At 69.1% G+C, this 15699-nt stretch carries 13 protein-coding genes; 9 read left to right on the forward strand and 4 right to left on the reverse strand.

Annotated elements, in window-relative coordinates:
- The first annotated feature begins 22 nt into the window (after positions 1–22).
- Together BJ972_RS01580 and BJ972_RS01585 are read left to right on the forward strand one after the other, a co-directional pair.
- Entirely contained in the window at positions 23–1531 is a 1509-nt protein-coding gene (locus BJ972_RS01580; RefSeq protein ID WP_129174800.1) for an SDR family oxidoreductase, read from the forward strand.
- Between the two features lie 46 nt (positions 1532–1577).
- Positions 1578–2507 (forward strand): glycerophosphodiester phosphodiesterase, encoded by a 930-nt coding sequence (locus BJ972_RS01585; protein ID WP_129174802.1) that lies wholly within the window; start codon positions 1578–1580, stop codon positions 2505–2507.
- A gap of 9 nt (positions 2508–2516) precedes the next feature.
- On the opposite strand, the gene BJ972_RS01590 is transcribed toward BJ972_RS01585, so the two are convergent.
- Positions 2517–2795 (reverse strand): metal-sensitive transcriptional regulator, encoded by a 279-nt coding sequence (locus BJ972_RS01590; RefSeq protein WP_129174804.1) that lies wholly within the window; start codon positions 2793–2795, stop codon positions 2517–2519.
- Positions 2796–3135: 340 nt separating this feature from the next.
- Between BJ972_RS01590 and BJ972_RS01595 the strand changes: the two genes are divergently transcribed.
- From BJ972_RS01595 to BJ972_RS01610, 4 genes are all read left to right on the forward strand, one after another.
- Positions 3136–5253: a DEAD/DEAH box helicase gene (locus BJ972_RS01595; RefSeq protein ID WP_129174806.1), complete on the forward strand. Its 2118-nt coding sequence runs from the start codon at positions 3136–3138 to the stop codon at positions 5251–5253.
- A gap of 71 nt (positions 5254–5324) precedes the next feature.
- Positions 5325–6353 (forward strand): 6-phosphofructokinase, encoded by a 1029-nt coding sequence (locus BJ972_RS01600; protein ID WP_129174808.1) that lies wholly within the window; start codon positions 5325–5327, stop codon positions 6351–6353.
- A gap of 299 nt (positions 6354–6652) precedes the next feature.
- Positions 6653–7852 (forward strand): inorganic phosphate transporter, encoded by a 1200-nt coding sequence (locus BJ972_RS01605; protein ID WP_129174810.1) that lies wholly within the window; start codon positions 6653–6655, stop codon positions 7850–7852.
- Positions 7849–8187, forward strand: a complete 339-nt coding sequence (locus BJ972_RS01610) for a peptidase (RefSeq protein ID WP_129174812.1) — start codon at positions 7849–7851, stop codon at positions 8185–8187. Before BJ972_RS01605 ends, BJ972_RS01610 begins: the two co-directional genes overlap by 4 nt.
- A gap of 150 nt (positions 8188–8337) precedes the next feature.
- Here BJ972_RS01610 and BJ972_RS01615 read toward each other — a convergent pair whose 3' ends face one another.
- A complete protein-coding gene (locus BJ972_RS01615) occupies positions 8338–9612 on the reverse strand; it encodes a uracil-xanthine permease family protein (protein WP_129174814.1) in 1275 nt (424 codons plus the stop codon).
- Positions 9613–9731: 119 nt separating this feature from the next.
- Here BJ972_RS01615 and BJ972_RS01620 point away from each other — a divergent pair, with 119 nt between their 5' ends.
- The 3 genes from BJ972_RS01620 (at position 9732) to BJ972_RS01630 (ending at position 13270) form a co-directional block, all read left to right on the forward strand.
- The gene (locus tag BJ972_RS01620; protein WP_241830804.1) at positions 9732–11189 is read left to right on the forward strand and encodes an NCS2 family permease; all 1458 of its coding nucleotides are present in this window, start codon (positions 9732–9734) and stop codon (positions 11187–11189) included.
- A 103-nt stretch (positions 11190–11292) separates the two neighbouring features.
- Positions 11293–11595, forward strand: a complete 303-nt coding sequence (locus BJ972_RS01625; RefSeq protein WP_129174818.1) for a DUF4190 domain-containing protein — start codon at positions 11293–11295, stop codon at positions 11593–11595.
- 202 nt (positions 11596–11797) lie between these two features.
- Positions 11798–13270 carry an aspartate ammonia-lyase gene (locus BJ972_RS01630; protein WP_129174820.1) on the forward strand — a complete coding sequence of 491 codons (1473 nt, stop codon included), beginning with the start codon at positions 11798–11800 and terminating at the stop codon, positions 13268–13270.
- A 9-nt stretch (positions 13271–13279) separates the two neighbouring features.
- On the opposite strand, the gene BJ972_RS01635 is transcribed toward BJ972_RS01630, so the two are convergent.
- Positions 13280–14155, reverse strand: coding sequence for a fumarylacetoacetate hydrolase family protein (locus tag BJ972_RS01635; protein ID WP_129174822.1), 876 nt, complete (start codon positions 14153–14155; stop codon positions 13280–13282).
- A 9-nt stretch (positions 14156–14164) separates the two neighbouring features.
- The gene (locus BJ972_RS01640; protein ID WP_129174824.1) at positions 14165–15646 is read right to left on the reverse strand and encodes a DNA-3-methyladenine glycosylase 2 family protein; all 1482 of its coding nucleotides are present in this window, start codon (positions 15644–15646) and stop codon (positions 14165–14167) included.
- Positions 15647–15699: the final 53 nt, after the last annotated feature.

Genomic DNA, 15699 nt, shown 5'->3' on the forward strand with positions numbered 1-15699 from the left:
GCCGGGCACTACCGTCGGCCGGATGACACCTCAGCGCATCCTCGTCACCGGAGCGACCGGCTACATCGGAGGGCGTCTCGCGCCGCGCCTCCTCGAAGCGGGCCACGACGTACGCGTCGTCGTGCGCGATGCCGATCGTCTCCGTGACGTGCCGTGGTTCGACGACGTCGATGTCGTCGAGGGCGACCTGACCGAGGCGGATGTCGCGGCTCGGGCCGTCGACGGGGTCGACGTCGTCTACTACCTCGTGCACTCGATGGGCGGGCGCGGCGACTTCGAGAAACTCGAAGAGACGATCGCGCGGAACATTGCACGCGCGGCGGCGGATGCCGGCGTGCACCGCATCGTGTACCTGAGCGGCCTGCACCCCGAATCCGACCGGCTGTCGCGGCACCTCGGTTCACGCGAGGCCGTCGGGCGCATCCTGCTCGAGTCGGGCGTGCCGACGATCGTCTTCCAGGCGGGCGTCGTCATCGGGTCGGGGTCGACCTCATTCGAGATGATCCGTCACCTGACCGAAGTTCTGCCGTACATGCCCGCGCCGAAATGGGTGCGGAACCGCATCCAGCCGATCGCGATCCGCGACGTGCTGCACTACCTCGTCGCGGCCGCCACAGCGCCCGGCGAGCTCAATCGGACCTTCGACATCGGTGGCCCCGACGTATTCCGGTACGGGCAGCTCATGAACGGCTACGCGCTCGAGGCGGGCCTCCGCCAGCGGCCGATCGCGGCGCTGCCCGTGCTGACTCCGTGGCTCGCCTCGCAGTGGGTCAACCTCGTCACGCCGATCCCGAGGCGACTCGCCGTGCCGATCATCGAGTCGCTGCAGTTCGACTGCGTCGTCGGCGAGCACGACATCGACGCCGTCATCCCTCCGCCCGAGGGCGGGCTGACCGGCTACCGACGATCCGTCCGCCTCGCGCTCGAACGGGAACGCACGGGCGCCGTCGAGACCAGTTGGCGGAACACCGCGGTCAGCGGTGCGCCGAGCGATCCGCTGCCGAGCGACCCCGACTGGACGGGGCACACGGTCTACGTCGACGAGCGTGAACGCGCGTCGCAGGCATCCGTCGGCGAGCTCTGGCGGGTCATCGAGGGCGTGGGCGGAGAGAACGGGTGGTACTCGTTCCCGCTCGCGTGGGCGCTGCGCGGCTGGATCGACAAGCTCGTCGGGGGAGTGGGCCTGCGTCGCGGCCGCCGCGATCCGAGCGCGCTGCGTCCCGGTGACGCGGTCGACTTCTGGCGGGTGGAGGAGATCGAGCGGGGGTCGTTCCTCCGACTTCGCGCGGAGATGCGGGTGCCCGGTCGTGCGTGGCTCGAGATGTCGGCGGAATCCGACGGCACGCGATCGCTCTACCGGCAGCGCGCGGTGTTCTTCCCCCGGGGGCTCGCGGGTCGCTTGTACTGGTGGGCGATCGTGCCGTTCCACGGCATCATCTTCGCGGGCATGGCGGAGCGCATCACGACCGAGGCCGCCGCGACACACGCGGTGAGCGAAGGTAACGGAACGGTAACGGAGTTGATAGGGTAGCCGTCAACGCGGGGGCAATGGCGCCGTCGCGGCAGGAAGGCCCGCTGTGCGTCACCCGTTCCCGGGCGATCGAACGACCGCGTTCATCGATCGCCTCACCACCCGCCCGTCACTCGCCGTGCGTGTCATCATCGCGAGCGCCGTCGTCACGACACTCGTGGGAGTCCTCTTCGTGAGCACGTCGCCGCCGCGCGTGTTCGCCGTCGACGTCTTCGGTGCGCTCCGCGCCCCCGGGGAGCCGGCGTTCATCGTCGCCCATCGCGGCGACCGGAGCCAGGCCCCCGAGAACACGATGCCCGCCCTCGAACTCGGGATGACGGGGCCCAAGGGATTCGTCGAGACCGACGTCCAGCTGACGAGCGACGGCGTGCCCGTGCTCTTCCACGACGTCGACCTCGAACGCATCACGGGGGAGTCGGTGCGCATCTCCGACCTCACTCTCGCCGAGGTGCGCGAGCGCGACGCCGGTGAGTGGTTCGGGGCCGACTTCCGGGGGACGCCGATCCCGACCCTCGAGGAGTTCCTCGACTCCTTCCGCGAGACGGATGCGCGCGCCCTCATCGAACTGAAGGCGGCGTGGAGCATCGACGACGTCCGCCCCGTGATCGCGCTCCTCGAGCGCTTCGGTCTCCGTGACCGCGTCGTCCTCCAGAGCTTCAGCCTCGAGACGCTCGACTCGCTGCAGCGCTTCGCCCCGCACTATGCGCGCATCCTGCTCATCCGCGAGCTGCCCGCCGATCCGCTGCCGCTCGCGTCGCGACTCGGCATCATCGGATTCGGCACGACGGCCCGGTCGGCCGCGGCTCAGCCCGCCGCGCTCGAGGCCCTGCACGACGCGGGCATCGGCGTGCTCTGCTACACGCTCAACACGCAGGACTCCTGGGCCGAGGTCATCGGTCTGGGCGTCGACGGCATCATCACCGACGAGCCGGGTGAACTCGACGCGTGGCTCGCCGTGACGGCACCGGGGACGTAAGGTCGCGGATCAGCCGCGGTTGTTGGCGAGTTCGAAGATGCGGACGAGTTCGGCGACGGCCTCGTCGTGCTTGTCGCCGCCCTGCTCGAACATGTGGGTCACGTGCGTGCGCAGATGGTTCTCGACGAGGAGCTTGTTGAGGCTCGCGAGCGACTTCTGCACAGCGAGCGACAGGGTGATGATGTCGATGCAGTAGTCCTCGTTCTCGATCATCTTCTCGATGCCGCGCACCTGACCCTCGATGATCTTGGTGCGGTGCAGAGCGCGCTTCTGGATGTCGTCGATCACACCTCAGAGTACCGCCCTTCGGCGTACCCTCCCGGGGTATCTCGCCGCGTTCCTCTGTCCGCAATTCAGGAGCGGAGCGGCGAGCGGCCAGGAGCGAGTGGCCACGGCGGCCGTCGACACGGCGCGCGCCCTGAATGGCGAACAGGTGGGGCGAGGGCGATGTCTGACGTAGAATGGACGTAGCGCCACGCGAATCCGCTTTTCGCACCGACGGTGCAGAGACCTCATCGTTCTCTCGCCTTGCTCGGTTCGGGGTTCGGCGCCCGGCTCCATCGATCGAGACGATCGAGCGCCGGACACGCCCGACGACCGAGTCGGCGGGCTGAGAACTGGAGGATCATTGGCCCAGACCACCAAGCGTCAGCGCACCCGCTCTCGCGACGACGACGCACCGATCATCCCGATCCTCGCGCGCAAGGTCCGCGAGGTCGAGGCCAAGGCGCAGGGCGGCAAGGTCGGCCCCACGAACCGCACCAAGTTCCAGGTCATCGCGCTCCTCATGCGCGAAGAGCGTGCTCGGGTCAAGGCCGACACCGAGATCAACGACGGAACGCGTGCCGAACTCCTCAAGCGCCTCGACGGCATCGCGCAGATCCTCGCGAAGACCGCCGCGCGCGACACGAGCCTCATCGCGCTCCTCGAGCCCGACGCATCGGTCTCGACCGTGGCTCAGCGCTTCCGCCGTGACTGGCTGCTCGAGTCGGGCGCCGAGCTCAGCCCCGATGAACTCATCATCACGCGCGAAGCAGCGCCCGCCCCCGTGCTCTCCGAGAACCAGGTCGTGCCGCCGTCGGTCAAGTCGCGCCAGCTCGCGAACCCCTTCCTCGCGCCCGACCTCACGCCCCCTGCGCCCTCATCGGCGCCCGTGCGTCGTCTCGCGAACTGGGAGCTCCTCGGCCCCCTCTTCAAGTCGTTCGAGTACGGCGCCGGCGGTCAGGCCGCCTCGATGGAGCTGCCCGACGCGCCGCGCATCGACCGGCTCGCGCCCCGCGGCCTCGAGATCATGAAGCACCAGGCGAGCTTCGTCGAGGCCGTGCGTCACGGTCACCGCGAGTTCCTGCTCGCCGACGAGCCCGGTCTCGGCAAGACCGCGCAGAGTGTCCTCGCGGCATCCGTCGCCGATGCGTATCCGCTCCTCGCCGTCGTGCCGAACGTCGTGAAGATGAACTGGGCGCGTGAGGTCGAGCGGTGGACACCGCATCGCCGCGCGACCGTCATCCACGGCGACGGCGCGACCCTCGACGCCTTCGCCGACGTCGTCATCGTCAACTACGACGTGCTCGATCGGCACATGAACTGGCTCTCGACGCTCGGCTTCAAGGGCATGGTCGTCGACGAGGCGCACTTCATCAAGAACCTGCAGTCGCAGCGCTCGAAGAACGTGCTCGCGCTCGCCGAGAGCATCCGTCGCGGCACGCGCGACCCGCTCATGCTCGCTCTCACCGGTACCCCGCTCATCAACGACATCGACGACTTCCGGGCGATCTGGAAGTTCCTCGGCTGGATCGACGGCGACAAACCATCCTCCGCCCTCCTCGCGGAACTCGAGGAGAACGGACTGACGCCGGCCGACACGGGCTTCTACGCCGCCGCCCGACGCACCGTGATCGACCTCGGCATCGTGCGTCGACGGAAGGTCGACGTCGCCTCCGATCTGCCTGCGAAGCGCATCGCCGACCTGCCCGTCGAGCTCGACGACGAGTTCGGCCGCTCGATCCGCGCGGCGGAGCGTGAACTCGGACACCGTCTCGCCGATCGCTTCCGCGCACTCGTCGCCGCTCGTGACCTGCGCGTCGGCGACCTCGACGACGACCAGCGCGATGCGTTCATCCGCGCGGTCGCGAAGTCGGAGCTCGAGGAGTCGAAGTCGTCGAAGTCGGGCGACAACGTCTTCACCATGGTGCGGCGCATCGGTCAGGCGAAGGCCGGCCTCGCGGCCGACTACGCGGCCCAGCTCGCGCGCTCGGCCGGCAAGGTGGTCTTCTTCGCGAAGCACATCGATGTCATGGACTCCGCCGAGGCGGCGTTCGCCGCGAACGACCTCCGCACGGTGTCGATCCGCGGTGACCAGTCGGCCGTCGCGCGGCAGTCGGCCATCGACGCGTTCAACAACGATCCCGACGTGCACATCGCGGTCTGCTCGCTCACGGCTGCCGGTGTCGGCGTGAACCTGCAGGCGGCGTCGAACGTCGTGCTCGCCGAGCTCAGCTGGACGGCTGCCGAGCAGACGCAGGCGATCGACCGCGTGCACCGCATCGGGCAAGAGGAGCCCGTCACAGCGTGGCGCATCATCGCCGCGCACACGATCGACGCGCGCATCGCCGAGCTCATCGACTCGAAGCAGGGCCTCGCGGCTCGGGCGCTCGACGGTGCCGACGTCGAGCCGGGTTCGGCCGATTCGGTTCAGCTCGACGCGCTCCAGCACCTCATCCGGCAGGCACTCGACGGCCGTCTGTAGTCGATAGACTGCCGCAGGCGGCTCGCGCACCCGGCCGTCTCCCTTCCCGCATGCACCAGGAGTCCAGAGCCATGAAGATCGGTATTCTCACGAGCGGTGGCGACTGCCCCGGATTGAACGCGGTCATCCGCGGCGCCGTGTTGAACGGCGTCATCTCGCACGAAGCCGAGTTCGTCGGGTTCCGCAACGGCTGGCGCGGCGTGGTCGAGGGCGAGTTCAGCCCCCTGCACCGTCACGACGTGCGCGGCCTCTCGAAGCAGGGCGGCACGATCCTCGGCTCGAGTCGCACCAACCCCTTCGAGGGCGAGGGCGGTGGCCCCGAGAACATCCAGCGCATGCTCGACGAGAACGGCATCGACGCGATCATCGCCATCGGCGGCGAGGGCACGCTCACGGCCGCACGTCGACTCACCGACGCGGGCCTCAAGATCGTCGGCGTCCCGAAGACGATCGACAACGACCTCGCCGCGACCGACTACTCGTTCGGGTTCGACACCGCCGTCGAGATCGCGACCGAGGCCATCGACCGCCTCCGCACGACGGCCGAGTCGCACGGCCGCTGCATGGTCGTCGAGGTCATGGGCCGCCACGTGGGCTGGATCGCCCTGCACTCCGGCATGGCCGGCGGCGCGCACGCGATCCTCATCCCCGAGCAGCCCACCAACATCGAGCAGATCTGCGAGTGGGTCGAGTCCGTTCGCGACCGCGGCCGTGCTCCGCTCGTCGTCGTCGCCGAGGGCTTCCACCTCGACGACATGGAAGAGGCGCACTCGCACAAGGGCCTCGATGCCTTCAACCGTCCTCGTCTCGGCGGCATCGCCGAGCGTCTCGCGCCGATGATCGAAGCCCGCACGGGCATCGAGTCGCGCGACACCGTGCTCGGTCACATCCAGCGCGGCGGAGCGCCGTCGGCGTACGACCGCGTGCTCGCGACCCGCCTCGGCATGGCCGCGATCGACGCCGTATACGACGGCGCGTGGGGCTCGATGGTGACCCTCCGCGGCACCGACATTCGCACCGTCTCGATCGCCGAGGCCGTCGGCCGACTCAACACCGTTCCGCAGAGCCGGTACGACGAGGCGAAGATCCTCTTCGGCTGAGCCGGTGATTCCCGCCGGGTGCGTCAGAGCGCGCCGGCGGGGTGAGTGAGGTCGACCGAGGCGTCTTCCGGTCGACGAGAGCCGCGATTCCGGCGTATGCCGGCGTGCGTGCATGCTCCGATCCTGCGCAGTTCCGCGCCCCTGCAGGGCGCCGGGAACACGCTCGATTCGAGGGTTTGAATTACGGCGTTCCGCGTGCAAGTATCGACTCGGAACGAGGGAGGAGCCTCCGCGCAACTGTCATCTCGTGAATCTTCGGTGAACTCTTCACCGCTTACGCCTCCCACAGAAAGACGCCGGTGGATCCCACCCTTCTGATAGTCGTGCTCGTCATCGTGCTCGCGCTCTTCTTCGATTTCACGAACGGGTTCCACGACACGGCGAACGCGATGGCCACGCCCATCGCGACCGGTGCGATGCGCCCCAAGGTCGCCGTCGCCGTCGCGGCGGTGCTGAACCTCGTCGGCGCCTTCCTCTCGACCGAGGTCGCGAAGACCATCTCGGGCGGCATCATCCGCGAGGGCGACGGGGGAGTGCTCATCACCCCCGAACTGATCTTCGCGGGTCTCATCGGCGCGATCGTGTGGAACATGTTCACGTGGCTGCTCGGCCTTCCGTCGAGCTCGAGCCATGCCCTCTTCGGCGGCCTCATCGGCGCGGCCCTCGTCGGTTTCGGCGTCGCGGCGATCGACTTCGGAGTCGTGCTCTCGAAGGTCATCCTGCCGGCGATCCTCGCGCCGCTCACCGCTGGTCTCATCGCCTACACGGCGACGAAGATCGCCTACGGAATCACGCGTCGCTACGACGGCAAGCCCGACGGGCGCGGGGGATTCCGCTTCGCGCAGATCTTCTCGAGCTCCCTCGTCGCCCTCGCCCACGGCACGAACGACGCGCAGAAGACGATGGGCGTCATCACGCTCACGCTCATCGCCGTCGGCTTCCAGGCCGTCGGAACGGGCCCCGAGTTCTGGGTCGTCGTCGTCTGCGCTGTCGCGATCGCCCTCGGCACCTACATGGGCGGCTGGCGCATCATCAAGACGCTCGGCACGGGCCTCACCGACGTGAAGCCCGCCCAGGGCTTCGCCGCCGAGACCTCGACCGCAGCGACGATCCTCGCGTCGAGCCACCTCGGTTTCGCGCTCTCGACGACGCAGGTCGCCTCGGGCTCGGTCATCGGCTCGGGCCTCGGCCGTCGCGGCTCGAAGGTGCGCTGGCGCACCGCCGGCCGCATCGGCATCGGCTGGCTCCTGACCCTTCCGTCGGCTGCGGCCGTCGGCGCCGCCGCGGCCCTCGTCGCGCACAACTTCGGTTTCGTCGGCATCGTCATCGACGCCATCGTCGGCGTCGGCATCATCGTCTTCATCTTCCTGTGGTCGCGACGTGACGCGGTCAACCCCCACAACGTCATCAGCGAGGTCGCCGACTCGGGCCTCGCCGTGAAGATCAAGCGCAACCCGAAGCCGAAGCGCGAGTCGCGTACGAAGAAGGTGCAGAAGTGATCGACTGGCTCGCCTTCGTCATCGTGCTCGTCTCGGCCCTCGCGGGTGCGTCGATCGTCGTCGCGGCGTTCTCCTTCGGCATCCGTCTCTTGACCCTCTCGGGTCGCACGCCGATCGTCACTCCGGCCGAGTTCACCGACGCGATCACGATCATGACGCCGTCGGAGATCGCTCAGGCCGAGAAGCGTGCGGCGAAGGCCGCGCGGAAGAGCCCGCTCACCGAGGGCCAGAAGAAGGCGGCCTTCGTCGGGGCGTGCGCGTTCTTCACGCTCAGCGCTCTCGCGGTTCTCTTCGGCATCTACCTGATCGTTCCGGCGCTCCACGCGCTCGGCTGATCCGCGGAGCCGTCTCGCGGCCGTTCCGGCGGATCCGCGGCGCGGCGCGCCGGTGAGGGATGCCGCGGGCGGGCGTGTCCTCGCGGGCGTCCGCCACAACGGACACACGCCCTGCGGCGCCGGAGCAGAGCCCGACGCCGCAGCAGTGCATCAGTCGGTACCGCGCCAGCGGCCGATCGTGTTCATGACGTGGTAGATCAGGATGGCGGCGACGGTACCGAGGGCGATGCCGTTGAAGCTCACCTGACCGGCGTTGAACGTGAAGTCGGCGATTCCGATGATGAGGGCCGTCGCAGCGGTGAACTGGTTGACCGGCTTCCGGAAGTCGACCTTGTTATCGAGCCAGATCTTCACGCCGATGACGCCGATGAGTCCGTAGAGCGCCGTCGTCACGCCGCCGAGCACACCCGCGGGGATCGTCGCGATGACCTCGCCAACCTTCGGCGAGAGTCCGAGCAGCACGGCGAAGATGCCCGCGACCCAGTAGGCGGCGGTCGAGTACACGCGGGTCGCGGCCATGACGCCGATGTTCTCGCCGTACGTCGTCGTGCCGGAGCCGCCGAAGAAGCCGGCGAGGGTCGTCGCGACGCCGTCGGCGAAGAGGGCACGGCCCGTCATGCGGTTGACCGCGGGGTCGGTCATCTGGGCGACGCCCTTGATGTGGCCGACGTTCTCGGCGATGAGCACGAGCACGACGGGAAGGAACGCGGGCAGCACGCCCCAGACCGCGGCCGTCTCGAACGGGTTCGCCGGAAGCGTGAACTGGGGGAAGCCGATCCATGCGGCATCGGCGACACCGTCGAAGTTCACCTCGCTCTGGATGACGGCGGCGATGTAGCCCACGATGACTCCGAGGAAGATCGAGAGTCGGCCGAGGATTCCGCGGAAGAGCACCGTCGAGAGGATGACGGCGCTGAGCGTGATGAGCGCCGTGAGCGGTGCCTCGGTGAAGTTCGCCTTCGCCACCGGTGCGAGGTTGAAACCGATGAGGGCGACGATCGCACCGGAGACGACGGGCGGCATGAGCGCGTTGATCCAGTGCGTTCCCGTCCACTGCACGATCGCGCCGACGAGGGCGAGCAGGATGCCGACGGCGACGATTCCGAAGAGCGCGCTGCCCATCCCGGCCGTGGCCGTCGCCGCCGTGATCGGGGCGATGAACGCGAACGACGAGCCGAGGTACGACGGCACGCGGTTCTTCGTGATCGCGAGGAACAGCAGTGTGCCGATGCCCGAGAAGAGCAGGGTCGTCGCGGGCGGGAAGTCGGTGATGAGGGGCACGAGGAACGTCGCGCCGAACATGGCGACGACGTGCTGCGCGCCGATTCCGATCGTGCGCGGCCAGCTCAGTCGTTCGCCGGGCGCGACGATCGCGTCTCGTTCGACTGTCTTTCCGTCACCGTGCAGGGTCCAGGGCAATGCCATCGTGCTCCATTCGAGGGTGGGATCTCGCCGATCGTAGCGACTCGCCGCCGTCGGTGTGCGGGGCCGCGCGGGAGTCGTATGCTCGATGGGCTGGATCGACCGAGAAACAAGGAGCACGAGTGAGCCGCACGACCGAGGAGCAGGGACCGGTGGCTTCGGCCCCAGGCGCACCGAAGGGCTTCATCGACCGCTACTTCGAGATCACCGCGCGCGGATCGAACATCTCGACCGAGGTGCGCGGCGGCATCGTGACCTTCGTGACGATGGCGTACATCGTCATCCTCAACCCGATCATCCTCTCGGGGTCGGCGGACGTCGCGGGCGACGAGCTCGCCTTCCCGCAGGTCGCGGCGGTCACGGCGCTGACCGCGGGCGTCATGACGATCCTCTTCGGCGTCGTCGCCCGACTGCCGTTCGCCTTCGCGGCCGGCCTCGGCATCAACTCGTTCCTCGCCGTCTCCGTCGTCGGCCAGGTCACCTGGCCCGAGGCGATGGGGCTCGTCGTCATCAACGGCCTCATCATCGTCCTCCTCGCCGTGACGGGCCTCCGGCGCATGATCTTCACGGCGGTGCCGCTGCAGCTGAAGCTCGCGATCACCGTCGGAATCGGCCTCTTCATCGCCTTCATCGGATTCGTCGATGCGGGCTTCGTGCGTGCTACCGGGGTCGGTTCGCCGCCCGTCGGGCTCGGCGTCGACGGCTCCGTCGCGACCGTACCGACCCTCATCTTCGTGTTCACGCTCCTCATCACCGGGATCCTCGTCGCCCGGAAGATCAAGGGCGCGATCCTCATCGGCCTGCTCACGGGAACCGTCGTCGCCGTCATCGTCGAGGCGATCGCCGGACTCGGCTCGAGCGTCGACAACCCGGGCGGCTGGGGCCTCTCGGTTCCCGCGCTCCCGACGCAGTGGGTGAGCCTGCCCGATCTCTCGCTCATCGGTCAGGTGAGCTTCGGCAGCTTCGAGCGCATCGGTGTGCTCGCGGCGCTCATGCTCGTCTTCACCCTCGTGTTCACGAACTTCTTCGACGCCATGGGCACGATGACCGGTCTCTCGAAGGAAGCGCGCCTCGCCGACGCGAAGGGCGACTTCCCGCGGCTCAAGTCGGCCCTCGTCGTCGAGGGCGTCGGCGCTGTCGCCGGCGGATTCACCTCGAGCTCGTCGAACACCGTCTTCATCGAGTCGGGCTCCGGTATCGGCGAGGGCGCCCGCACGGGACTCGCGAACGTCGTCACCGGTCTCCTGTTCCTCGCCGCGGTGTTCTTCACCCCGCTCACCTCGATCGTTCCGACGGAGGTCGCCGCCGCGGCCCTCGTGATCGTCGGTGCGCTCATGATGGCGCAGATCAAGGACATCGACTTCAGCGAGTTCTCGGTGCTCCTGCCGGTCTTCCTCACGGTCACGGTGATGCCGCTCACGTACTCGATCGCGAACGGCATCGGCGCGGGCTTCATCAGCTGGGTCATCGTGCGCGCCCTCGCGGGCAAGGCGCGGGAGATCAGCCCGCTGCTCTGGATCGTCGCGGCCGGGTTCCTCGTCTACTTCGCGCGCGGGCCCGTCGAGGCGCTCCTCGGCTGAGTTCCGGGGAGGGTGTCCGCCGACGCAACGCGGGGGATAACCCCATTCTGCGGCGGAGGAGTCGTCCGTAACGTGGTGGGTACACCACGACCAGGAGGACACCATGACCACCACCAGCCCGAGCTACGCGCCCGAGACCAGTGCACCGACCGCGGTCGCCGAATCGCGCGGACTCGGCATTGCGAGCTTCGTGATCGGACTCGTCTCGCTCTTCGCGGGATACACGTTCGTCGTTCCGATCGTCGGCCTCGTGCTCGGCATCATGGCGCTGCGACGCGAGACCGCGAGCCGCACGTTCGCCATCTGGGGAATCGTGCTCTCGGGCCTCATGCTCGTCGCGACCGTCATCGCCGGCCTCGGCGCCGTCGTCTTCGGCCTCGCGATGCTGCCCTTCGCCTTCCTCTGATCATTCGACGCCTCACCGACAGCGCGTTCGCCCCTCGGGCGAGCGCGCTGTCCGCATTCGCCGCCGCGTACACTCCGCGTCACCCGGCCGGTTCGTTAGGCTCGGAGGAGCGTCGCCGAACCGGGCGGCGAGAGTGGCGAGGATGCCGCGTCGAAACCCCGACGTCGTCGATCCCCGCCGGGCGACGACCGGGAGGCCTTCCATGCACGAATCCACCGCGATCGACGAAGCCGTGGCACCGCGACTCGAGACCGACTCGCTCGGCAGCGTCGAGGTGCCGGGAGACGCGTACTGGGGTGTTCACACGGCGCGAGCGCTCGAGAACTTCCCCATCTCGAAGCGGCCGATCTCGGTGTATCCGGAGCTCATCATCGCGCTCGCCTCGGTCAAGGCCGCCGCGGCCCGCGCCAACCGCGACGTCGGCGCACTGAGCGCCGAGAAGGCGGAGTGGATCGACGCGGCGTGTCAGCGCATCATCGACGGCGACAAGCACGAGCAGTTCGTCGTCGGCGTCATCCAGGGCGGTGCGGGTACCTCGACCAACATGAACGCCAACGAGGTCATCACGAACCTCGCCCTCGAACTCGCGGGCTACCCGAAGGGCCGCTACGACGTCCTGCACCCCATCGACGACGTCAATCGCAGTCAGTCGACCAACGACACCTACCCGACGGCCCTCAAGATCTCGCTCGCGCTGTCGCTCAAGACGCTCCTCGAGGAGCTCGAGCTGCTGCGGCGCTCCTTCAACGCGAAGGGCGAGGAGTTCCGCGACATCCTGAAGGTCGGCCGCACCCAGCTGCAGGACGCCGTGCCGATGACCCTCGGGCAGGAGTTCCACGGCTTCGCGACGACGCTCGGCGAAGACCACGCGCGGCTCACGGAGACCATCTGGCTGCTCTCCGAGATCAACCTCGGAGCGACCGCGATCGGCACGGGCATCACGGCCGACCCGGGCTACGCGGCTGCCGCCGTGCGCCACCTCAACGAGATCACGGGCCTCAGCCTCGAGACCGCGCCCGACCTCATCGAGTCGACGAGCGACGCCGGCGCGTTCATGTCGTTCTCGGGCTCGCTCAAGCGCTCGGCGATCAAGCTCTCGAAGATCTGCAACGACCTGCGCCTGCTCTCGTCGGGCCCGCAGGCCGGGTTCGGCGAGATCAACCTCCCGCCGCGCCAGGCCGGATCGAGCATCATGCCGGGGAAGGTCAACCCCGTCATCCCCGAGGCCGTGAGCCAGGTCGCCTACGCGATCGCCGGCGCCGACGTCACCGTGACGATGGCGGCCGAGGCCGGGCAACTGCAGCTCAACGCGTTCGAGCCCGTCATCGCGCATTCGCTCCTGCAGTCGATCCTCTGGATGCGTCAGGCGTGCTGGACGCTCAGGGTCAACTGCATCGACGGCATCACGGCGAACGTCGAACGGCTCGAGGGCATGGTCGCGTCGAGCGTCGGAGTCATCACGGCCCTCATCCCGTTCATCGGGTACGCGCAGGCCGCGGCGATCGCGAAGATCGCCCTCGCGACGGGCCGACCGGTCGCCGATCTCGTCGTCGAGTCGGGACTCATGACACGCGAGGCTGTCGTGCGTCAGCTCTCGCCGAAGCGCCTGTCGGGCATCCAGCCCGTGACGACGGCGATCCCCGTCATCGACCTGCAGGCCGAGCCGAGCGAATGAGCCGCCGGGTCAGATGACCCGGCAGTGGGTCGTGAGCGAGCCGAACCCGACGATCGACACGGTGACGGTGGAGCCGTCGCGAAGGAACACCGGGGGAGTGCGAGAGTAGCCCGCGCCTCCCGGACTCCCCGTCGAGATGAGGGTGCCCGCGGGGATCGTCGCCGATTTCGAGAGGTACGAGATGATCTCGGCGACGGAGCGCACCATGTCGCCCGTCGACGCGTCCTGCAGGAGTCGCCCGTCGACGTTGGTCGTGAGCCACAGGTCTTGCGGGTCGGCGACCTCGTCGGCCGTCACGACGACGGGCCCCGTCGGGGTGAATCCGTCGAACGACTTGCACCGTGACCACTGCGCCTCGCTGAACTGCAGGTCGCGCGCGGTGATGTCGTTCACCACGGTGTAGCCCCACACATGGTCGAGCGCGTCGCGCACGGAGACGTTGCGGGCGGGCCGACCGATGATGACGCCGAGCTCGGCCTCGTAGTCGACCTGGGTCGAGAGGTCCTCCGGCCACGTCGTCGTGGCGCCGTGTGCGGTGAGGGAGTTCGGCCAGAGCGAGAAGACCGTCATGGCGCTCTCGGAGCGGAGCTTCAGCTCGGAGGCGTGCGCCGCGTAGTTCGCACCGATCGCGAGGATGTGGGGAGGACGAAGCACGGCCGAGGAGTGTCGCAGCTCGCTGACCGCGTGGGTCGGGATGCCGGCGGCGCGCGCTTCGTCGACGAGTTCACGTACCCGATCGAGGGCGGCAGGCCCCCGATCGATGAGTTCCTGCAGATCGGTGGGCGCGTCGGGGTCGAGCTCGTCGAGGAAGAGCGCGGAGTCGCCCTCGACGACCGCCAGGCGGGGGATCGATCGGCCTTCGACTCTGAGGTGTGCGAATCTCACCTCTTCAGGCTAGTGGGCGCTCGCGGCGGCCCACAGGTGCATCGACGCGTAACTGCGCCACGGCGCCCAGCGGCTTCCGCGCGCGTCGAGCGATCGAGCGTCCGTCGGCAGCCCCAGGCGTCCGGCGCCCTGACGCAGTACGAGGTCGGAGGTGAGGAGCACATCGGGGTCGCGGGTCGCCCGCATCGATACGTAGCCCGCGGTCCACGGCCCGATGCCGGGGATCGCGAGCAGGTCGGCGCGGAGCTCCGCGCGACCCACGCCCGTGTCGACGACGAGTCGGCCCTCGGCGAGATCGGCCGCGACGCGCAGGATCGTGCGGATGCGCGCCGCCGGCCCCCGCAGCACCTCGGCGCCGCGCTCGGCGATCGTGGCGGCATCGGGGAAGCACGTCCACTGCTCCCCGCCGATCTCCACGCGCTCGCCGAGGTGATCGGCGAGGCGGGTCAGAGCCGTTCGAGCCGCAGCGACCGAGATCTGTTGCCCGATGAGCGCGCGGAACACGAGTTCGTGCGGATCGACGCAGCCCGGCACGCGAAGACCGGGAGACGCCGCGACCGATCCGGCGAGGGCGGGGTCGTCACGGAGTGCCGCGTCGATCGCCCACGAGTCGGCGTCGAGGTCGAAGAGCCGACGCACGCGAGCGACGAGCGGTGCGAGATCGGCGAGATCGCTCGGGATCGCCTCGCAGTCGAGCGCGGCCTCGCCCGGAACGGCGCGGAGCCTCACGAGCGCGGGCCCGTGCGGCAGTCGCAGGACTCGCGTGTAGTCGCCCGGCAGCGCACGCTCGACGCCCGTCAGCGCCCGTGTCTCGAGCCAGGCGAACACTCCCGCCGAGTCGAAGGGCGCCCGCGCCGGCAGGCGGAGGGAGACGGTGCCGGTCGTCGCCGCGTTCGGCCGGAGTGCGGCACTCGCGCGCAGTTCGCTCGGGGTGCGCTCGTACACCGTGCGGATGGTGTCGTTGAACTGTCGAACGCTCCCGAAGCCCGCGGCGAACGCGACGTCGGCGGTCGGGAGGTCGGAGCCGACGAGGAGGGCCCGCGCGGTCTGCGCTCGATGCGCCCGTGCGAGCGCGAGAGGGCCGGCGCCGAGCTCCTGTGTGAGCACCCGGGTCAGGTGCCGCGGCGTGTACCCGAGAGCACGGGCGAGACCGGGAACCCCCTCTCGCTCGACGAGGCCATCGGTGATGAGCCGCATGGCGCGCGCGGCGAGGTCGTCGCGGAGACTCCACTCGGGTGACCCGGGCACGGCGTCGGGCAGGCACCGCTTGCACGCGCGGAGGCCCGCCTCGTGCGCGGCCGCCGCCGTCGAGTAGAAGCGCACGTTCCCCGGCTTCGGGGTCATCGCCGGGCAGCTGGGCCGGCAGTAGATGCCGGTCGAGTGCACGCCCGTGATGAACTGGCCGTCGAAGCGCGCGTCGCGTGAGCTCATCGCGCGGTAGCGCTCGCCGAAGAGCGCTTCGTCGGCGGGAGCGGAGAGCGAGGAGGGCATGCATCCAGCCTCGCACCGGTCGAGACGACCGCCTAGCGGAATTCAGACACGGC

The sequence above is a fragment of the Agromyces atrinae genome, assembly GCF_013407835.1.
GTDB classification, from domain to species: Bacteria; Actinomycetota; Actinomycetes; order Actinomycetales; family Microbacteriaceae; genus Agromyces; species Agromyces atrinae.

Bases quoted from the DNA above. Each gene is read 5' to 3' on its own strand.
- BJ972_RS01580 (WP_129174800.1), top strand. From the start codon at position 23: ATGACACCTCAGCGCATCCTCGTCACCGGAGCGACCGGCTACATCGGA.
- BJ972_RS01600 (WP_129174808.1), top strand. From the start codon at position 5,325: ATGAAGATCGGTATTCTCACGAGCGGTGGCGACTGCCCCGGATTGAAC.
- BJ972_RS01615 (WP_129174814.1), bottom strand. From the start codon at position 9,612: ATGGCATTGCCCTGGACCCTGCACGGTGACGGAAAGACAGTCGAACGA.
- BJ972_RS01625 (WP_129174818.1), top strand. From the start codon at position 11,293: ATGACCACCACCAGCCCGAGCTACGCGCCCGAGACCAGTGCACCGACC.
- BJ972_RS01630 (WP_129174820.1), top strand. From the start codon at position 11,798: ATGCACGAATCCACCGCGATCGACGAAGCCGTGGCACCGCGACTCGAG.
- BJ972_RS01640 (WP_129174824.1), bottom strand. From the start codon at position 15,646: ATGCCCTCCTCGCTCTCCGCTCCCGCCGACGAAGCGCTCTTCGGCGAG.